We start from the raw sequence: 17,554 nt of genomic DNA, 5'->3' as shown, positions 1-17,554 counted from the left end.
AGTATACTTGTATACAAGTATGATAACGTGAATATTTCTTTTATGCAAACACTTTCATTTCTAATTTTTAATAAAATTTTTCCCAATCATTATGGTATTTATTTCTAAATGGAATATGGTACATTGGAGATAACTAGCATAAGTGAATCATGTTTTGAAAGAGGCGATTTGGATGAAAATCATCATTGCACCTGATTCTTTTAAGGAAAGCTTATCAGCTCTGGAGGCAGCCGAAGCGATAGAAAGAGGTTTCAAATCGGTCTTTCCGGGTGCTGATTACAGAAAATTGCCGGTGGCGGACGGCGGCGAGGGAACCGTTCAATCTCTGGTCGATGCGACCAACGGAAGGATCATAGAGCAAGTTGTCACAGGGCCGCTGGGGGAACCAGTGAAAGCTTTCTTTGGCATGATGGGAGATGGGAGAACAGCTGTGATTGAAATGGCTGCTGCTTCAGGGCTGCATCTGGTGCCTGTAGATAAGCGAAATCCGCTCATCACTACAACAAAGGGAACGGGAGAATTAATCGGAGCAGCTCTTGATGCGGGAGCGGAGCGATTGATCATCGGAATCGGCGGAAGCGCCACGAACGACGGGGGAGCCGGGATGATTCAGGCATTGGGCGGAAGGCTTCTTGATAACTCAGGCCGCGAGATTGGCCCAGGGGGCGGCGCGTTATCTCAGCTTGCATCAATAGATGTTAGCGGGCTTGATTCCAGATTGCGGAATGTCAAACTGGAAGTTGCCTGTGATGTGGACAATCCGTTAACAGGACCAAAGGGTGCTACGGCTGTTTTCGGGCCGCAAAAAGGCGCGACGGCCGACATGCTGGATGTACTAGACAAGAACGTAAGCCATTTCGCTGATATGGCAGAAAAAGAGCTCGGATCAACCTTCCGAGATACAGAGGGCGCCGGTGCAGCGGGCGGTCTTGGATGGAGCCTGCTGACTTATCTTCAGGCTGACCTGAAAAGAGGCATTGATATTGTCCTTGAAGCGGTTGATTTTGAAAATATCGTTCAGGATGCAGATATTGTAATAACCGGCGAGGGACGGATCGACAGCCAAACGGTTCATGGAAAAACGCCGATTGGCGTAGCCAAGGCGGCTAAATCATACGATGTGCCCGTCATCGGCATTGCGGGATCAATATCCCGAGACAGTGATGCCGTCTACCAGCACGGAATCGATGCGCTTTTCAGCATCGTTCCCGGAGCCGTGACTCTAGAAGACGCGTTTGAACATGCCGCAGAATATATGGAAAGAACGGCGCGGGACATTGCTGCGTCTATCAAATTGGCGAAAACGATGTTTCTGATATAGCCGATGCACATGCCAATGCATAGCTATCCTTCTTTTTGGGTAGAGACAGTTAACACACAATGAGGAATTCATCCCAGAAGGAGGACGCAGATATGACTGTACAAGAAATCAAAGGCAAAAAACTAGTAAAAGGCATTGCGCCAAATGTGGAGCCGGAAGCTCTGTTAAATGATAAACGAAAAGTATTTTTGTTTGGTTCCCCTAGTTACACAAACATTGGCGACCAAGCGATTGCGTATGCGGAAGAGAAATTTATCAAAAATCATTTTCCGTATTATGAATACATTGAGATTATGGATTATGCGACGGATGAGGGCATTGAACTGGTGAAGGAGATCATTCGTGAAGACGATATTGTCTGCTTTACAGGCGGAGGGAACTTAGGAAACCTTTATCTCGATATTGAGGAAGACAGAAGAAAGGTCTTTTCGGCGTTTAAAGACTACAAATCAATTTCTCTGCCACAATCCGTTTATTTTGAGGATACAGAGGAAGGACAGAGAGAAAAGAAAAAAACACAGGATGCGTACCATCAAAATACAAACTTAACGATTGCTGCGCGTGAGACGCAAACACTGGATGTTGTGAAAGAGACCTTCAACTCCAATGTGATCTTTACACCGGACATGGTGCTTTCCTTGGATATTGTGCCGCGAGAGCTCGAGCGCGACGGCGTTCTCTTTATTTTAAGAGCGGATAAGGAGAAAGTGACTGACGAAGATTTTATTTCACAGATGAAGAAATGGGCAGAAAAAACAACTTACACAGAGCGTACCGATACGGTGCTGGATACGGTCGACACCATCGAATACGCCGATCGTGAAAAGCATTTTATGGAGATGCTAGACCGCATCGGCTCCAGTAAATTGGTGATTACCGACCGCCTTCACGCGATGATTTTCTCGATTATCACCAAAACACCTTGTCTTGTCTTTGGAAACAGCTATGGCAAAGCCAAACATTCATACCGGGATTGGCTTGAAAGCTTAAACTTCATTGAGTATACGGATAAGAATGATGTTGAGGAGCTGGAGCGCATGATTGACCGCCTGCTTCAAGCAGAACCGAATGACGTTGATTTGTCTAAAGACTTTCAGCCGCTGATTGATTTTTTTGCTTCTTAAACGAAAAAGACTGCCCTCCCCCGGGGCAGTCTTTCTTTGTTAAATATGAAACAGCCAGACGACGAGCGGGCCGAAGAATGAGCCGAGCACCGCACAAAGCGTCATGGAGACGGAACTCATGGAGACCGCCAGTTCCCCATATTCCAACGCTTTGGAGGTGCCCAGTGCGTGGGAGGCGCTGCCTAATGCAATGCCTTGTCCAAGGGAACTGCGTATGCGAAGCCATTTTAGGAAAAGCGGCCCAAGGATGACGCCTGAAAAGCCCGCAATCATGACAAATACGACTGTCATGGAAGGGACGCCGCCAAGACCGGCGGCGATCTGAATAGCGACAGGTGTTGTGATCGACTTTGGCAGAATGGATAATAAGAGATCATGATCAATCCCGAATGCTTCTGCGAAGATCAGCCCGCTGATCATTCCCATGCATAATCCGACCAGGACGCCGCCTAAAATGGGAACACAATGTTTGACAATGATATGCCATTGTTTATAAAGCGGATAGGCCAGTGCCACAACAGCCGGCCCAAGCAAAGAATTGATCCATTTCCCCCCGATCATATAGCCTTCATAGGAAACATGGAACATCATCAAAACCGCTACAATCAAAATGGTCGTTGTGAGAACGGGGATCAGAAATGGAAGCGGGAATCGCTTATAGAGTTTGACCATCGCTAAATAAGCGGCAACTGTTAATAGAATTATAATGATCGCGATACATGCTTGCTGCATTTCTCTTTCTCCTCCCGTTTTTTTGCTTTTTTCTCTAATAGCTGGCTGGCGAATCCAGCCGCAATGATCGTGACGATGGTGCTCAGAACGACTGTAATCAGCAGCATCAGACCATTGAATGAAATGAGAGACGGATAGTTTATCACTCCTGTCATTGCCGGGATGAACAACAATGGAAGGAAGGATAATAAAAACCCTGCTCCGTCTTCAATGATGGAGACGGGAACAATACGGAGGCCCAAGCAGATCAGAAGCAATACCAATCCAACGATGCTTCCTGACACGGGTAAATGAAACAGATGCTGAATGGCTTCCCCGATCATAAAAAATACATATAATATCAACACTTGCAAAATAATTCGTATGACTTTCACATCAAGTGCTGCTCTCCAATCAGAACAGCTTCCTCCTTTCTGGTGCTTGCTTCTAGGATGGTTCTGAGGAATCGCTTTACTTTCTTTTTATATGATTGTACTATACAAGTATAATAATTGATTTAGTCATATAACGACTTGTATTTATTCAGTTAATGTACATTTGTATTATACAAGTATATATGATGTTGTCAATGCCGGAGATTGGAATAGGGAGCGAGAGCGATTGCAAAATCAAAATCCAGTTGAATTAATTGAATATGAGCTGACGACTTTTATCAGGAGAGCTGTTTATCTAGATCAATCAGAGAAAAGAACAGGGAATTTGGAGAGATCTTCGTACTTATTGCTGAGACAATTGGATGAGTTTGGGCCTGCTCGTGTTAAGGAATTGGCAGAATCGTTTAAGCTTGATATTTCTACTCTTTCAAGACAAGCAGCTGCATTAGAGGCAAAGGAGCTCATCTATCGTTTCTCAGACCCGTCTGATGGGAGAGTCAGCCTGTTTACCATTACAAAACTCGGCAAACAACTATTAAAAGCCGATCAGCAAAAGCGCCTTGAACGTTATGAACAGATGCTGAAAGAATGGTCAACACAGGAAAAAGAGATGTTCGGCGAGCTGCTGCAGCGTATGAACAAGGCTTTTATCGATTAACAGCTGAAAAACCCATGGTTCGCTGGAACAGCATGGGTTTTTCTTATGGTCAGAGATTATCTGCATCGTTTGGCGGCAGCCCAAGCCACTAGTCCGGCAACAACAGCCGCCGATACAATGGGGCGCTTCGTCGCTTTTGTGTAGTAGCTTCTTGACCTCATCCATCCTTTATTTGTGCCTCTGTCATGCATACCGCAGCCCGCATCATAAAGAGCGCTTTCTTCTCGCGGTTTGGACGGTTTTTCGGCATGCTGGCTGTGATACATGATTTTTTCCATCAGTCTGTCGGTCAGACGAGGGAAAAGCGCGCCCAGCATGGCGATGGCTTTGGCCTGTGAGCCGATGTACATGTCGCGCTTAGGGTGTTCGGCGGCAAACAGGATCGCTTCGGCGACTGCTTCCGGCGGATAGATCATGGAGCGGTAATGAGCCGGCTGTTTGTCGAGGTAGCTGTGCGCATGCTCGTTATAAGGCGTGTCAATTCTGCCCGGGTGGATGAGCGTTACCGAGACGGGCGCCTGTTCCTTTTCGAGCTCCATTCGGATGCTTTCCGTCCAGCCGTGAAGCGCAAATTTGGCAGATGCATATGTGGATTGAATGACCGTTCCCCTGTCTCCGAACAGGCTTCCTACATTAATGAGTGCGCCCGGCACACCTCTGCCGGTGTAGTGTTTGACAGCCGCTCTTGTTCCGTAAACAGGTCCCCAGAAATTTGTGTCGAACATGCGCTTCATGTCTTCGACGGTGACGTCCATGGCATGTCCGAAAGTCGAGACGGCCGCATTGTTGACCCATGTGTCAAAGCAGCCGAATGTGCTGATCGCGGTTTCTGCGATGCGGTTGACGTCCTCTTCTTTTCCGACATCCGCCTTTACCCATATGGCGTCGTGCCCTTTTTCCTTAAGTTCATCAGTGAGCTCCTTCAGCGCCTCTTCATTTCGCGCTGCTGCCACGACCTTTGCGCCTTTTTCAGCTGCCATTCTCGCCGTGACAAGTCCGATACCGCTTGAAGCGCCGGTAATGACGATCACCTGATCCTTAAGCTTTTTCAGTTTGAGCTTTGTTTTTATGGCGGGGTTTTGTCGTTCAAGCTGCTCTGTATTCGTGACTGAATGATCGATTGTCATTGAGAGATCCCTCCTAGACGCTGTTTTTGTACATTACCCCATCCGGGAGGGTCTTACCCCTTTTGACAATCACAGGGTTCTTTTTTATATTATATAAGTCGCTCTACCATACCTAGGAGGGAATGTTTTAATGACTAGCAGAGGAGATTCACGTGAAAAAATCCTTCACACGGCGTCACGTCTGTTCCAGCTGCAAGGATATCACGCGACAGGTTTGAACCAGATTGTAAAAGAAAGCGGTGCTCCTAAGGGATCGCTTTATCACTTTTTTCCGAAGGGCAAAGAAGAATTAGCAATTGAAGCGGTTACATATACAGGTAAGATCGTTGAACATCTGATACAGAAAAGCATGGATGAATCCTCTGATCCTGTTGAAGCGATTCAGCTTTTTATCAAAAAAACAGCCAGCCAATTTGATAACACAGAAAGCATTAAAGGTATTCCAGTCGGTTTGCTGGCGAGTGAGACAGCGTTAATCAGTGAACCGCTGCGGACGGTTTGCATGAAGGTGTTTAAAAGCTGGGAAGCGGTTTTTGCCAGAAAATTAATGGAAAACGGATTTGCAGAAGAAGAAGCAAATCAGCTTGGAACGCTGATTAATTCGATGATTGAGGGCGGCATCATGCTTTCGTTAACGAATAAAGACAAAACGCCTCTTCTTCTCATTGCCGAACAAATACCAGTGCTGGTGAGAAAAAAAGGGTAGCATTTTGTTATCCTTTCTCCTACAATTATATAGAACGGTCTAGACGAATAAATGATAATATATAGACTGGTCTAAATTGGAGGAAGCGATAATATGAAAACATTATGTACACATTCATTGCCTAAAGAAAAAATGCCTTATTTGCTCCGGAGCGGAGAAGGCGAGCGCTATCTGTTCGGCAGACAGGTTGCCACGGTGATGGCGAATGGGAGGAGCACAGGTGATTTGTTTGAGATCGTGCTTCTTTCCGGGGGAAAAGGAGATGCCTTTCCGCTTCACGTCCACAAGGACACACATGAAGGAATTCTCGTTTTGGACGGGAAACTGGAACTGACACTTGATGGTGAACGCTATTTATTAATATCAGGTGATTATGCGAACATTCCGGCGGGAACACCGCACAGCTACCGGATGCAGAGCCACAGAACAAGACTGGTATCTTACACGATGAAAGGAAACGTAGCGCACTTGTATTCCGTTATTGGGAATCCGTATGATCACGCTGAACATCCGCCGTACGCAAGCGAAGAAGTCTCAAACGAGCGATTTGCAGAAGCAGCCGCTGTAGCGGACATTGTATTTCTAGATGAAGGAAAGCCTGCATGTTCGGCCAAATTAGCGGAACTTACAGAGCTGCCAGATGGAGCGGTTCCATACGTTCTTGAATCTGGAGAAGGAGATCGCCTGTTGACTGGAGATCAGCTTCACCGCATTGTGGCTGCACAAAAAAATACAGATGGCCAGTTTATCGTCGTATCCTCTGAAGGCCCTAAAGGTGACCGAATCGTTGATCACTACCATGAACATCATACAGAAACATTTTATTGCCTTGAAGGTCAGATGACGATGTGGGCAGATGGCCAGGAAATTCAGCTGAATCCGGGAGATTTCCTGCATGTCCCTGCAAATACCGTTCACTCCTATCGCCTTGATTCTCACTATACAAAGATGGTGGGCGTATTGGTTCCTGGTTTATTTGAACCGTTTTTCCGGACGTTAGGCGACCCGTATGAAGGCCACATCTTCCCATGTGAGCCTCAGGCTTTGCGCTTTGATCGCGTTTTGCAGAATATCGACGCATTAGATTTAAAGGTGATGAAACCATAAAGATGACAAGATTGTAAGGTTTTCATGCCGGCCTGACACCTAAATCGATGTTTCCGCGCTTCATTTTTTCATACCCTTAAGGTACAGAAAAAAGGAGCGTGATGGCTATGTCTTCATTACAGCCGACTCTAACAAATGAGCGGATCGGTGTGCTTGATGTGCTGAGAGGAATGGCGATTTTCGGCATCTTATTTGTCAATCTGGCACATTTCAGTTATCCGGATATGTATTTGTCTATGCTTGGAAAAGAGAATTTTTTCATGGATAAGTGGTCTGAAGCTGATTTTGCCGCCGCAGACATACTGAAATTCTTCATTCAAACAAAATGTATTTTATTGTTTTCCTTTTTATTTGGATTTGGCATGGTTGTCATGATGGAGAGAGCAGAAAACAAAGGGAAACGGTTTGTTCCGTTATATGTGAGAAGGTTGATGGCGCTTCTCTTGTTTGGAACGATTCATGCGTTTTTGATATGGGACGGGGATATTTTAACAGAATATGCCCTGCTCGGTTTTGTCCTGCTCTTGTTTCGAAAAGCAAAGCCGAAAACACTGCTGATATGGGCGGTCTCTTTGTATCTTCTGTTTTCCATTCCGTTCATGTTGACAAGTTTTGATCAATCAAACGGACAGGAATGGGTACAAGCGGTAACACAGCAGGCAAAACAAGCGATTCATGTTTATGGAAGCGGCAGCCTGAAGGATATTGCAGAACAGCGGATCCACGACCGTCTTGTTTACATGTCTTCGAATGGCATGCTTACGTATAATCCGCTCAATTTCTTCTTTGCATCTATTCCATATTTCAGCATGTTTTTGCTGGGAGCTGCGGCAGCAAAATCACGGTATTTGCATGAACCGGAAAAGCATCGCAAAGGATTAAAACGATTATGGATGGCCGGGCTTGTCATCGGCATCGGCGCCCAGGTGATGTACAGTGTAACGGATAAAGAAATATGTTTGCTGATTGGCGCGCCTTTCCTCATGTTTTTCTATGTTACAACGGTTGTCTATCTTTATCATAAAACAAGAGTGAGAACAGTGCTGCAATCATTCTCCGCTGTTGGGAGGATGGCATTTACCAATTATCTGATGCAGTCTATTGTATGTACTTGGATTTTTTATCATTACGGCTTGGGCCTGTATGGAAAAGTGTACCCTGCTGCCGGTGTGCTCATTACACTTGCTGTTTGTGCCGTTCAAATAGTCTTCAGCCACCTTTGGCTTCGTGTCTTTCGGATGGGGCCGTTTGAGTGGCTGTGGAGAAGCGCTACGTATCTGTCGTGGCAGCCTATTGTAAAGAAAACAAAAGTCTAGATGCCTATTGGCGTCTAGACTTTTTTCTATTATTTATACACGACACGTGTTTTGCAAATGATGTCATGCAGGCCTTTTTTCTCTCCAAAGGCGATCATGATAAATCCAATATAAAAGATGATTCCTGATAAGATATAGGCAAAGTAACGGCCAATTGCCTGTCCGACAGAAACCCGTTCGCCTTGTTCATTGACCACTTTCAGGCCAAGAATTTTTTTGCCAAGTGTGCCTTGCATTTTAGAAGCTGTGAGCAGCCCGTAATATAACACACTGATGATGATCATGATCAGCATTGTAGGCAAAAATGCAAGCGTCATGTATTTCACTAAATACTCTTCTTCCGTCATGTAAGGGTTTGTTGCCACAGCCCCAGCTACAAAAACAGAATTGATCATAAATAGAATAATATAACTAGGAACAGATACAATAATGCCGTCAATAAAATAAGCTAAAAAACGAATCCAAAATCCTGCTGGTTTTTCCATGTATTTTTCTCTCTCCTTTGAATGAATCTGGAATAGTATACTTTGAAAAAGAAGTACATGCAATATGGTATGGTGATAAAATCCTGATATTACAGAAAAATGAGTCTTTTATCCTCTGTTTTTTACTATATAAATATACTAGAAAGAATCACATCATTTGTGTATGTTCTGGATTTTTTTAAAAAATATAATGAATATAACATTCAACTTACTTATAATAAAAAAGGTTAATATTTCTATTAAAGGAGGAGTTTGATGTCTAAAAAAAATAGCGTGGCGATTATGACAGCCATTTCTGCTTTTCTTTTTTGCGCCGTGATTGTGGCGGCTTCACTTTCGCCGCTGGCCGGAACGGGAGCGGCGGCCAATCAGTTTAATTCAGCTGGCATGTGGTCAGCTGTAGGTATGATCCTTGTATTGTATTTCATTCCATTTCTCGTTTATATGCTCGGAGTCGATGCAATGAGGTATGTCATGGCGGTGCTTTGCGGCTTCGGGCTTTTGATTCATTTGTCTTCGGCCGGTTTTATCTTGATGTTTAGTTTCTTTAGTGACCATCTGCTTTCTGAGGTGATCTTTGTTTTCGGAATTAGTCTCGCTGCAGCTGCTGTCAACGTCATTTGGTTTGTGGCTGCATTTCGGCCGGGTGCTGAAAAAACGTCCGTGAATACTCTTACATAGTTTTCTAGTTTGTGAGGTTTTTGTGAAATAGATTTATAAAATGGATGAATATGTTATGATGGTCGCAAATTAGAAGTTACATATAATGGGGGTCTCAATGATGGTCAAGTCATTTCGTATGAAAGCTTTGATTGCGGGAGCTGCGGTGGCGGCGGCTGTTTCGGCCGGCGCTGTTTCTGATGTGCCTGCTGCCAAAGTGCTTCAGCCGACAGCTGCTTATGCGGCGGAAACGGTGTTTTCTCAAAATAATGGAGCATCTGGCTTTTTGACAGGAAGATATGATGTACAAGCGATGGCGCCTGCCATGTTTAACTGGTCACGCGAAAGCCGGTTCGCCGGAAATACAGACGGGACGCTGAAATGGCAAAACGACATCAGAACGACTCCGCAAAATGGAGCGGGGGCTGTGATTGACGGAGACGGCACAGTATATCTTCATTCCAGAGATGGGGAAATGAAAGCCTTTAATCCAGACGGCTCAGTCAAATGGGTGACCGGGAATCTTGGAAAAACATATACGCAATCTCCTGTACTTGGGACCAACGGCGTTATCTATTTGGCTTCCTATGACAAAAAGATTTATTTTATTGACAAAGAAACGGGAGAAATTTTAACAACGGTTCCGTTAAGCGGCGGGCCAAGCTCTGAAACGGTGATCGGTTCAGACGGGACGTTGTATTTCTCAACACTTGATAATTATGTTCATGCGATCAAACCGACGTCAAAATCAACCTGGACAGAGCGCTGGAAGTTGAAAACAAATGGTGTCGTCAGCTCTGTGCCGGTGCTTGCCTCAAACGGCACCGTGTATGTCGGCACATACAATAACGTGTTTTATGCGATCAATTCCGGAACCGGACAGGTGAAATGGTCCAGAACGACGTCAAATGCGTTTAAAGGATATCCGGTGATTGATAAGGATGGCACCGTTTATGCTGGCAACCAAGACGGACAGCTGTATGCGTATACGTCAACAGGCAGCTTAAAATGGACATTCCCGCTGAACGGGTTCTCAAGTTCATCGCCTGCGATCGACCATAACGGAAACATCTATATCGGCTCAGGAAGCGGCGAGCTGTTTTCCATCAGTAAAAACGGGGATATGAACTGGTCATTCTACACAGACGGCCCTGTCAGAACGGCGCCGCTGATTGACGCGAAGGGAACGGTTTATTTCGGGTCAGATGATATGAAGGTTTATGCGGCAGACGCAAACGGCAATGAATTATGGAGCTATCAAACCGACAGCAACGTCGTGTCATCTCCGCAGCTTGCTGAGGACGGAACGCTTTATATTGGAAGTTATACGAAGCTGATGGCTTTCGGGAAATAGTAAAACAGGCTGGCGAGGTTAACTCGGCAGCCTGTTTATTTGATCAATCAAGATATTTATTTTTATAGACAACCTTTGTCCCGCAAATATAATCATGTAATGCCAGTTTAGAGGGAAAGGCCGCCATGATAAAACCGATATATAAGATCTTAGATAATGTGTAAGCGAAGAAACGGCCGAAGCTGTGCCAAAAAGAAAAACGCTCGCCATACTGATTGACAACGATGATGCCCATGAGTTTTTTTCCCAATGTTGCCTGCATGTTTGAGGAAGTCAGCAAGCTATAGTAAAGAATAACGAAAATAAATATGATGGCCAAAACAGGGATTGTGCCAATGACCAACATTATCGGGCTTCTGACATGTGTGTGCCTGCTGCATCAATGAGTGGCAACACAATGAAGGTGTTAATGAAAATCATAATGAAAGAGAATATAGCTATAATAAATACATCAATAATAGAGGCGGCTGCCCGAATCCAAAATCCTGCTGGTTTTTCCATGTATAATATTCTCTCCTTTGAATTTTTCTGGGAAATTATACGTTAGAGGCTGCAGGGTTTCAATGAGATAGACTAGAAGAATCTGGTTTCGTAGTGAAAATGGTATTTTATCACTTTTAATCTCTTTATTTAGGTGATATAAAGATAAAAAAAGAACCTGCAAGATGATGCAGATTCTCTTCATTACGATTATTTAGAGGCTTGAATAAAGACACCCTTCTCATGAGAAAACTCTTTGAATCCGTATACCCCATGATAGGAGCCGATTCCGCTTGTGTTGACGCCGCCGAATGGCAGGTTGACGTCACTGAAATGGACGACGACATCATTGATGGCGGCATTTCCTGATGTCGTGTGCTGAAGGACGTTGTCAATCAGGTCTTGGTTTTGGCTGAATACATAAAGCGCAAGCGGTTTATCGTGATCATTTACGTAATCGATGACCTCGTCGATGTCTTCATAATTCATCATCGGCAGGATTGGTGCGAAGATTTCCTCCTGCATGATTTTCATATCAGGCGTGACGTTTTTCAAAACGGTTGGCGAGATCGTGCGGTCGCTGGCATCAAATACGCCGCCGAACACCACTTCCGCCCCTTTTTTGATGGCATCGTCGAACAGATCTTTGACGCGGTTGAAGTTGCGGTCATTGACGATCTGCGTAAATTTGCTGCGGTCTGGGGTATGATCATCCTCCATAAATCCTGCGTTAACGATTGTTTGTAAAATCCCCGCAAACCTGTCCTGAACGTCTTTTTTAATGAACAGGTAATCAGGTGCGATGCAGGTTTGGCCGGCGTTTACGAATTTCCCGACGGCGATCTTTTTCGCTGCGTCCATCAGATCGTAATCGTTGTCGATAATCGTCGGGCTCTTGCCGCCAAGCTCAAGTGTGACAGATGCCAAGTGTTTGGCAGCCGCTGTCATGACAATTTTCCCGACATTTGTGCTTCCAGTGAAGAAAATATGGTCGAACGGCTGATCAAGTAGTTCGGTTGCCACCTCAACCTCTCCTTCAAAAATCGCGACTTCTTTTTCATCAAAAGCGTCTCTTATCACTTTAGCGGCAATGTTGCTCGTGTTCATCGTGAAATCGGACAGCTTCACAATCGCGCTGTTTCCGGCAGCGAGAGAAGCGGCAAGCGGCGCCATCGTCAGCATAAACGGATAGTTCCACGGGCCGAGGATGAGTGTGACGCCTTTAGGCTCGTACATAAGAATTCCGTTTGCGTCAGGGCTTAACGATGAACCGACTTCTTTAGGCGCCATCCATTGTTCCAGGTTATTCATATTATCTCTGATCGCTTTTTTTGTTCCTTCGATTTCCGCTTTTTTGACCTCGTGATATGGTTTGCGGACGTCTTTGCGGATCGCTTCGATGATTTCTTCTTCATGGGCGATGACGGAATCTAAAAAGCGCTGAAGCTTCTTTCTGCGCTGTTCCGCTGTTGAAGCGCGCAAGGCTTTTTGCTGTTTTTTCTGAAGCTGAAAGACACGCTGGATGTCGTCCTTTACTTGTTGTTCCATTGTAAAATCCCCCTCATTTGCTTTCTTCTTTTCTCGGACCTATTATAAGGTGGTACCTTTTCTGTAAGAAAGACAACGGTGAACCATCTATACGTTACCGTACATATATCTAAGATCTGTCTAATGATTGGAGGTGTCTTTTGTGCCGGAATCTGCCGAAGCTCAAGTGAAAGAGGCGCTGCTGGCTTTATTGAAAGAAAGAGATATTCAACACATCACAATGAAAGAAATCGCTGAGAAGGCCAAAGTGAGCCGCGGATCGCTCTACCTTTATTATGAGGATAAGTTTTCAATCATTGAGGATGTGATCGAAGACATGAAGGAAGGACTGGGCAAAGCGCTTTTTGACGCCTTCAGTCATATGGATACCCTTCATTTGAACAATAAACGGCAAACGGTGCATCCGACGCTGTCCTTTGTTCATGAGCATCGATCCTTTTTTTCTGTGATGATGAACAGAGGGCATTTCCATCGTTTTTTTAGGGATGTGTTTCAGCAGGATGTGCTGCTGGCTCCGGTCCATGTGAATTTGACACCGATCGAACGGGAAATTTACGGACATTACCGGGCCTTGTACACGTACGCGATTATCCTGTATTGGCTGAATGAGGATGCGGCCGCGACTCCGGAAGCTATCAGCCAAAAGGTATGGGAGCTTGTTTCTCAAAAGAGATTTTATTGGCTGTTTGGACAAGCTGTGCCAGGAGAGCGAGAGAAGGACAAGCAAATCGACAGGCGTGTGGTTCGAACGAGAGAGGCGCTCCAGAAGGCATTTCTGGACGTGCTGGCGGAGAAAAAAGACTACGCAGCCATCACGATTTCGGATATTACCCGGAAAAGCAATATCCGCCGCGCAACCTTTTATGATCACTATGCCAATAAAGAGGAATTGCTCCAAACCATGATACAGCGATCATGTGCGGAGATCATTGATCACCTGACGATTGCCTTCAGCCCGAATGAATTTTCTTTAAAGGAAGCGGAGAAGGCGCTCGCCAGTCTGCTTTCTGCTTTGTCAAACATGCCCATTGTCCATTTTCTGAACCAGGAATGGGGTGTTCCTCATGTGATACCTGATATGTTCAAAGTGCTGGAATCGTTTTATCTGCATCAGCAAACTGATATTCACGCAGAGAAAAAGCTTTATGCCCATTATGTATCCGCAATGATTATTGGGTTGCTTTTGTATCGGCTGGATGAAGGAAAGGCGCATCCGCCTGAAGTGCTGGCGAGGGAATTTTTGCAGTTTTTGGATGTGAAAAAGTATAAGGTTGTATTGCTTTGAAAGACAAAAAGAGAGGGACATCCCCTCTCTTATTTCGTTTCTTTCTTCCATTTCTCATCAATCAGCATTTTCCCTGGCCATGTGTATGCCATGATGCCGCCGTCTGCGGTGATGTCCTCTCCTGTGACGTATGAGCTGTCGTCTGACGCGAGGAACAGGGCCACTGTCGCCATTTCCTTCGGCTGGCCGAGGCGGCCGAGCGGCGTGACCCATTTGTTGGCTTCGCGGAATTTTTCGCCCATTTCCTGTTCTTTGGTGCCTGCTAATTTGTCAATCAGCGGGGTTTCAATCGTACCCGGTGAAATGGAATTGACGCGGATGCCGTTCCGTGCGTAGTCGATCGCCATCGCTTTTGTCAGGTTGGTGATGCCGCCTTTTGCTGCGTTGTAGCCGGAGCGGTCAAGGTCCGCGGCACGGCCTGACATGGAGGAGGTGTTGATGATGGAGCCTCCATTTTCGAGCATGAGCGGAATCAAATATTTGCTGCAAAGGAATGTGCCGCGCAGGTCGACAGCGATAATGCGGTCAAACAGGTCAACCGGATATTCGTGCACCTTTCCGCCTTCCTGATCAACGCCGGCATTATTAAACAGAATATCAATCGTTCCGCATGCATCCTTGATTTGATCAGCAAATGCTTTCACACTGTTTTCATCTGACACATCGAGGTGAAAGGATTCGGCCTGTCCTCCGTTTTTTCTGATTGCGTCAACTGTTTCTTCCATTTGATCTTTATTGATATCTCCGATGATCACACGCGCGCCTTCATTGGCAAAAACCTCTGCCGTCGCTTGCCCAATGCCTGTCGCGGCGCCTGTGATCACTGCTGTTTTGTTTTCAAGTCTTCCCATGATACGAGACCTCCTTTTTCTATTTGTCTTCCCGCTATGTGCAGTGATAAACATGCGAGAAAAGAAAGGCCAGCATATGTTAAGATAAATTAGAAATTGTTGGGAGGTTTGCATGTTTGAAGGTACAGCATAAGAAGGAGCTCAAGTTTTATTGCTTCATTACCATTCCATCTGCATTTGTTGTGCTGACTGTCATCTCTTTTTTATTACAAGAGATTACGTTTCCGGTGACTGCAAGCGCATTTCTGAATGCTTCATGGCATAATCTATTGTTTTTGATACCGTTCGGTTTGTTTTTCTACCCGGTGCATATATGGATGAAGCGGGAGTTTGGCCGCTGGAATGACACAGAAAAAAAGAGAGGATGATGAAGCCTCTCTTTTTTATGAGAATGCGTGAGAAAAAGAGTGAAAACAAATCCAACTAATGTTAAATTTACATATATATGCATCTATCAATCTAATTGACAATTGTCATCTTATGTGATAAATAGATGCTGAAAAGGGTTTACATAATGGTAAAGGAGCGATCAAGAGTGGCGAAAAAAGAGTTTAAAGCAGAGTCTAAACGCTTGCTGGATATGATGATTAACTCCATTTATACCCAAAAAGAAATTTTCCTGCGCGAGTTAATCTCCAATTCAAGTGATGCGATTGACAAAATCTATTACAAAGCGCTTACGGACGATGCGCTTACGTTTGATAAAGATAGTTACTACATAAAGGTCGCAGCTGACAAAGATGCGAGAACATTAACCATCTCTGATACGGGGATCGGAATGACAAAGGATGAGCTTGAACAGCACCTTGGAACAATTGCAAAAAGCGGTTCCCTCGCGTTTAAAAAGGAAAACGAGCTGAAAGACGGACATGACATTATCGGGCAGTTCGGTGTCGGTTTTTACGCGGCATTTATGGTTGCCGATGTCGTGACAGTCATCAGTAAAGCGCTTGGCAGCGAAGAGGCTTATAAATGGGAGTCTGCGGGTGCAGACGGCTATACGATTGAACCGTGTGAAAAGGATTCTGTCGGTACAGACATTATCCTGAAAATCAAAGAGAACACAGAAGATGACAGCTATGACGAGTTTTTAGAGGAATATCGTTTAAAAGCGATTATCAAGAAATACTCCGACTTCATTCGCTACCCGATCAAAATGGATACAACGATTAATAAGCCGAAGGAAGGCAGCGAAAATGAATTTGAAGAGGTGCAGGAAGAGCAGACGGTCAACAGCATGGTGCCGATCTGGAGAAAAAACAAAAGCGAGCTGACAGATGAGGATTATGAAACATTCTATGCTGAAAAGCATTACGGGTTTGATAAACCGCTCACACACGTTCATATCAGTGTGGATGGAGCCGTTCGCTACAACGCGATTCTATTCGTCCCTGAAAACATGCCGTTTGACTACTATTCCAAGGAATATGAGAAAGGCTTGGAGCTGTATTCCAATGGCGTGCTGATCATGAATAAGTGCGCAGACCTGCTACCGGACCACTTCAGCTTTGTGAAGGGCATGGTCGATTCTGAGGATCTGTCGCTGAATATTTCCAGAGAAATGCTGCAGCATGACCGCCAGCTGAAGCTGATCGCGAAAAACATCAGCAAGAAAATCAAAAGCGAGCTGCAAAGCCTGTTGAAAAAAGACCGGGAGAAATACGAGACGTTCTACAAGTCGTTCGGCAGACAGCTGAAATTCGGCGTGTATAATGATTTTGGCGCGAATAAGGATCAATTGAAGGATCTCCTATTATTCTACTCTTCAAAAGAGAAAAAACTGGTCAGCTTAGACGAGTATGTTTCCAGAATGCCAGAGGAGCAGAAATTCATTTATTATGCGACCGGTGATTCTTACGACCGCATTGAGAAACTGCCGCAAACGGAAATGGTGGCGGACAAAGGCTATGAAATCCTCTACTTTACTGAGGACATCGATGAGTTTGCAATTAAAATGCTGGCTTCTTATCAGGAAAAAGAATTCAAGTCCGTATCAAGCGGAGACCTTGGCATAGACACGGATGAGGATCAAAAGCAGTCCGAGGAAGAGGAAAGCAAGTATAAGGATCTGTTTGAGGAAATGAAAAACATTCTGTCAGACAAAGTGAAAAACGTCAGAATCTCAAAACGGCTTAAATCACATCCAGTCTGCCTTGCTGCTGACGGCGAAGTGACAATTGAGATGGAAAAAATCTTAAACGCGATGCCTGACAGCCAAAATGTGAAGGCGGAAAAAGTGCTGGAAATCAACCCAAATCACGAAGTATTCCAAACGCTGCAGGACGCGTTTGAACAAGATAAAGAGAAGCTGAGCCTGTACACAAACCTTCTGTACAATCAGGCGCTTCTCATCGAAGGCCTGCCGATTCAGGACCCTGTGGAATTTACGAACAATATTTGCAAGGTCATGGTGTAAACAGAAAAAG

17 protein-coding genes and 1 pseudogene are annotated in these 17,554 nt (G+C 45.0%); 11 read left to right on the top strand and 7 right to left on the bottom strand.

Annotated features, from left to right (window positions below):
• Positions 1-172 precede the first annotated feature (172 nt).
• Positions 173-1,321 (top strand): glycerate kinase, encoded by a 1,149-nt coding sequence (locus NYE49_RS20520; protein WP_342410722.1) that lies wholly within the window; start codon positions 173-175, stop codon positions 1,319-1,321.
• A gap of 92 nt (positions 1,322-1,413) precedes the next feature.
• Positions 1,414-2,445, top strand: a complete 1,032-nt coding sequence (locus tag NYE49_RS20515; protein ID WP_123374090.1) for a polysaccharide pyruvyl transferase family protein — start codon at positions 1,414-1,416, stop codon at positions 2,443-2,445.
• A 39-nt stretch (positions 2,446-2,484) separates the two neighbouring features.
• Here NYE49_RS20515 and NYE49_RS20510 read toward each other — a convergent pair whose 3' ends face one another.
• Together NYE49_RS20510 and NYE49_RS20505 are read right to left on the bottom strand one after the other, a co-directional pair.
• Complete coding sequence (locus NYE49_RS20510; protein ID WP_014478506.1) at positions 2,485-3,177, bottom strand: LrgB family protein; 693 nt, start codon at positions 3,175-3,177, stop codon at positions 2,485-2,487.
• On the bottom strand, positions 3,147-3,551 hold the full coding sequence (locus tag NYE49_RS20505) for a CidA/LrgA family holin-like protein (protein ID WP_009968420.1): 405 nt from the start codon (positions 3,549-3,551) through the stop codon (positions 3,147-3,149). The genes NYE49_RS20510 and NYE49_RS20505 overlap by 31 nt, the downstream gene beginning before the upstream one ends.
• A gap of 226 nt (positions 3,552-3,777) precedes the next feature.
• Between NYE49_RS20505 and NYE49_RS20500 the strand changes: the two genes are divergently transcribed.
• Positions 3,778-4,209, top strand: a complete 432-nt coding sequence (locus NYE49_RS20500; protein ID WP_003243994.1) for a MarR family transcriptional regulator — start codon at positions 3,778-3,780, stop codon at positions 4,207-4,209.
• Positions 4,210-4,265: 56 nt separating this feature from the next.
• Here the strand turns inward: NYE49_RS20500 and NYE49_RS20495 are convergent, their stop codons facing one another.
• The gene (locus NYE49_RS20495) at positions 4,266-5,336 is read right to left on the bottom strand and encodes an SDR family oxidoreductase (RefSeq protein ID WP_123374092.1); all 1,071 of its coding nucleotides are present in this window, start codon (positions 5,334-5,336) and stop codon (positions 4,266-4,268) included.
• A 130-nt stretch (positions 5,337-5,466) separates the two neighbouring features.
• Here NYE49_RS20495 and yxaF point away from each other — a divergent pair, with 130 nt between their 5' ends.
• From yxaF to NYE49_RS20480, 3 genes are all read left to right on the top strand, one after another.
• A complete protein-coding gene (gene yxaF, locus NYE49_RS20490) occupies positions 5,467-6,042 on the top strand; it encodes a transcriptional regulator YxaF (protein ID WP_032725021.1) in 576 nt (191 codons plus the stop codon).
• Between the two features lie 93 nt (positions 6,043-6,135).
• Positions 6,136-7,149, top strand: coding sequence for a quercetin 2,3-dioxygenase (qdoI, locus tag NYE49_RS20485; protein WP_342410721.1), 1,014 nt, complete (start codon positions 6,136-6,138; stop codon positions 7,147-7,149).
• Positions 7,150-7,256: 107 nt separating this feature from the next.
• A complete protein-coding gene (locus tag NYE49_RS20480) occupies positions 7,257-8,465 on the top strand; it encodes a DUF418 domain-containing protein (RefSeq protein WP_047183469.1) in 1,209 nt (402 codons plus the stop codon).
• Positions 8,466-8,494: 29 nt separating this feature from the next.
• Here NYE49_RS20480 and NYE49_RS20475 read toward each other — a convergent pair whose 3' ends face one another.
• On the bottom strand, positions 8,495-8,950 hold the full coding sequence (locus NYE49_RS20475) for an RDD family protein (protein WP_047183468.1): 456 nt from the start codon (positions 8,948-8,950) through the stop codon (positions 8,495-8,497).
• 255 nt (positions 8,951-9,205) lie between these two features.
• On the opposite strand from NYE49_RS20475, the gene NYE49_RS20470 reads away from it, so the two are divergent.
• Both NYE49_RS20470 and NYE49_RS20465 read left to right on the top strand, forming a co-directional pair.
• Positions 9,206-9,631, top strand: a complete 426-nt coding sequence (locus NYE49_RS20470) for a DUF5391 family protein (protein ID WP_047183467.1) — start codon at positions 9,206-9,208, stop codon at positions 9,629-9,631.
• 100 nt (positions 9,632-9,731) lie between these two features.
• Positions 9,732-10,964 (top strand): PQQ-binding-like beta-propeller repeat protein, encoded by a 1,233-nt coding sequence (locus tag NYE49_RS20465; protein ID WP_047183466.1) that lies wholly within the window; start codon positions 9,732-9,734, stop codon positions 10,962-10,964.
• Between the two features lie 43 nt (positions 10,965-11,007).
• Here the strand turns inward: NYE49_RS20465 and NYE49_RS20460 are convergent.
• Both NYE49_RS20460 and NYE49_RS20455 read right to left on the bottom strand, forming a co-directional pair.
• A pseudogene (locus NYE49_RS20460) lies at positions 11,008-11,465 on the bottom strand (RDD family protein).
• Positions 11,466-11,654: 189 nt separating this feature from the next.
• Positions 11,655-12,992: an aldehyde dehydrogenase family protein gene (locus NYE49_RS20455; RefSeq protein WP_047183465.1), complete on the bottom strand. Its 1,338-nt coding sequence runs from the start codon at positions 12,990-12,992 to the stop codon at positions 11,655-11,657.
• 142 nt (positions 12,993-13,134) lie between these two features.
• On the opposite strand from NYE49_RS20455, the gene NYE49_RS20450 reads away from it, so the two are divergent.
• Complete coding sequence (locus NYE49_RS20450) at positions 13,135-14,277, top strand: TetR/AcrR family transcriptional regulator (RefSeq protein WP_047183464.1); 1,143 nt, start codon at positions 13,135-13,137, stop codon at positions 14,275-14,277.
• 29 nt (positions 14,278-14,306) lie between these two features.
• On the opposite strand, the gene NYE49_RS20445 is transcribed toward NYE49_RS20450, so the two are convergent.
• A complete protein-coding gene (locus NYE49_RS20445; protein ID WP_015385126.1) occupies positions 14,307-15,128 on the bottom strand; it encodes an SDR family oxidoreductase in 822 nt (273 codons plus the stop codon).
• A gap of 116 nt (positions 15,129-15,244) precedes the next feature.
• On the opposite strand from NYE49_RS20445, the gene NYE49_RS20440 reads away from it, so the two are divergent.
• On the top strand, positions 15,245-15,496 hold the full coding sequence (locus tag NYE49_RS20440) for a hypothetical protein (RefSeq protein WP_014481429.1): 252 nt from the start codon (positions 15,245-15,247) through the stop codon (positions 15,494-15,496).
• Between the two features lie 167 nt (positions 15,497-15,663).
• Complete coding sequence (gene htpG / locus NYE49_RS20435) at positions 15,664-17,544, top strand: molecular chaperone HtpG (RefSeq protein WP_015483932.1); 1,881 nt, start codon at positions 15,664-15,666, stop codon at positions 17,542-17,544.
• Positions 17,545-17,554: the final 10 nt, after the last annotated feature.

Source organism: Bacillus sp. FSL L8-0358 (assembly GCF_038593095.1).
GTDB lineage: Bacteria > Bacillota > Bacilli > Bacillales > Bacillaceae > Bacillus > Bacillus subtilis.
This window is presented reverse-complemented; position numbering and strand designations above follow the sequence as displayed.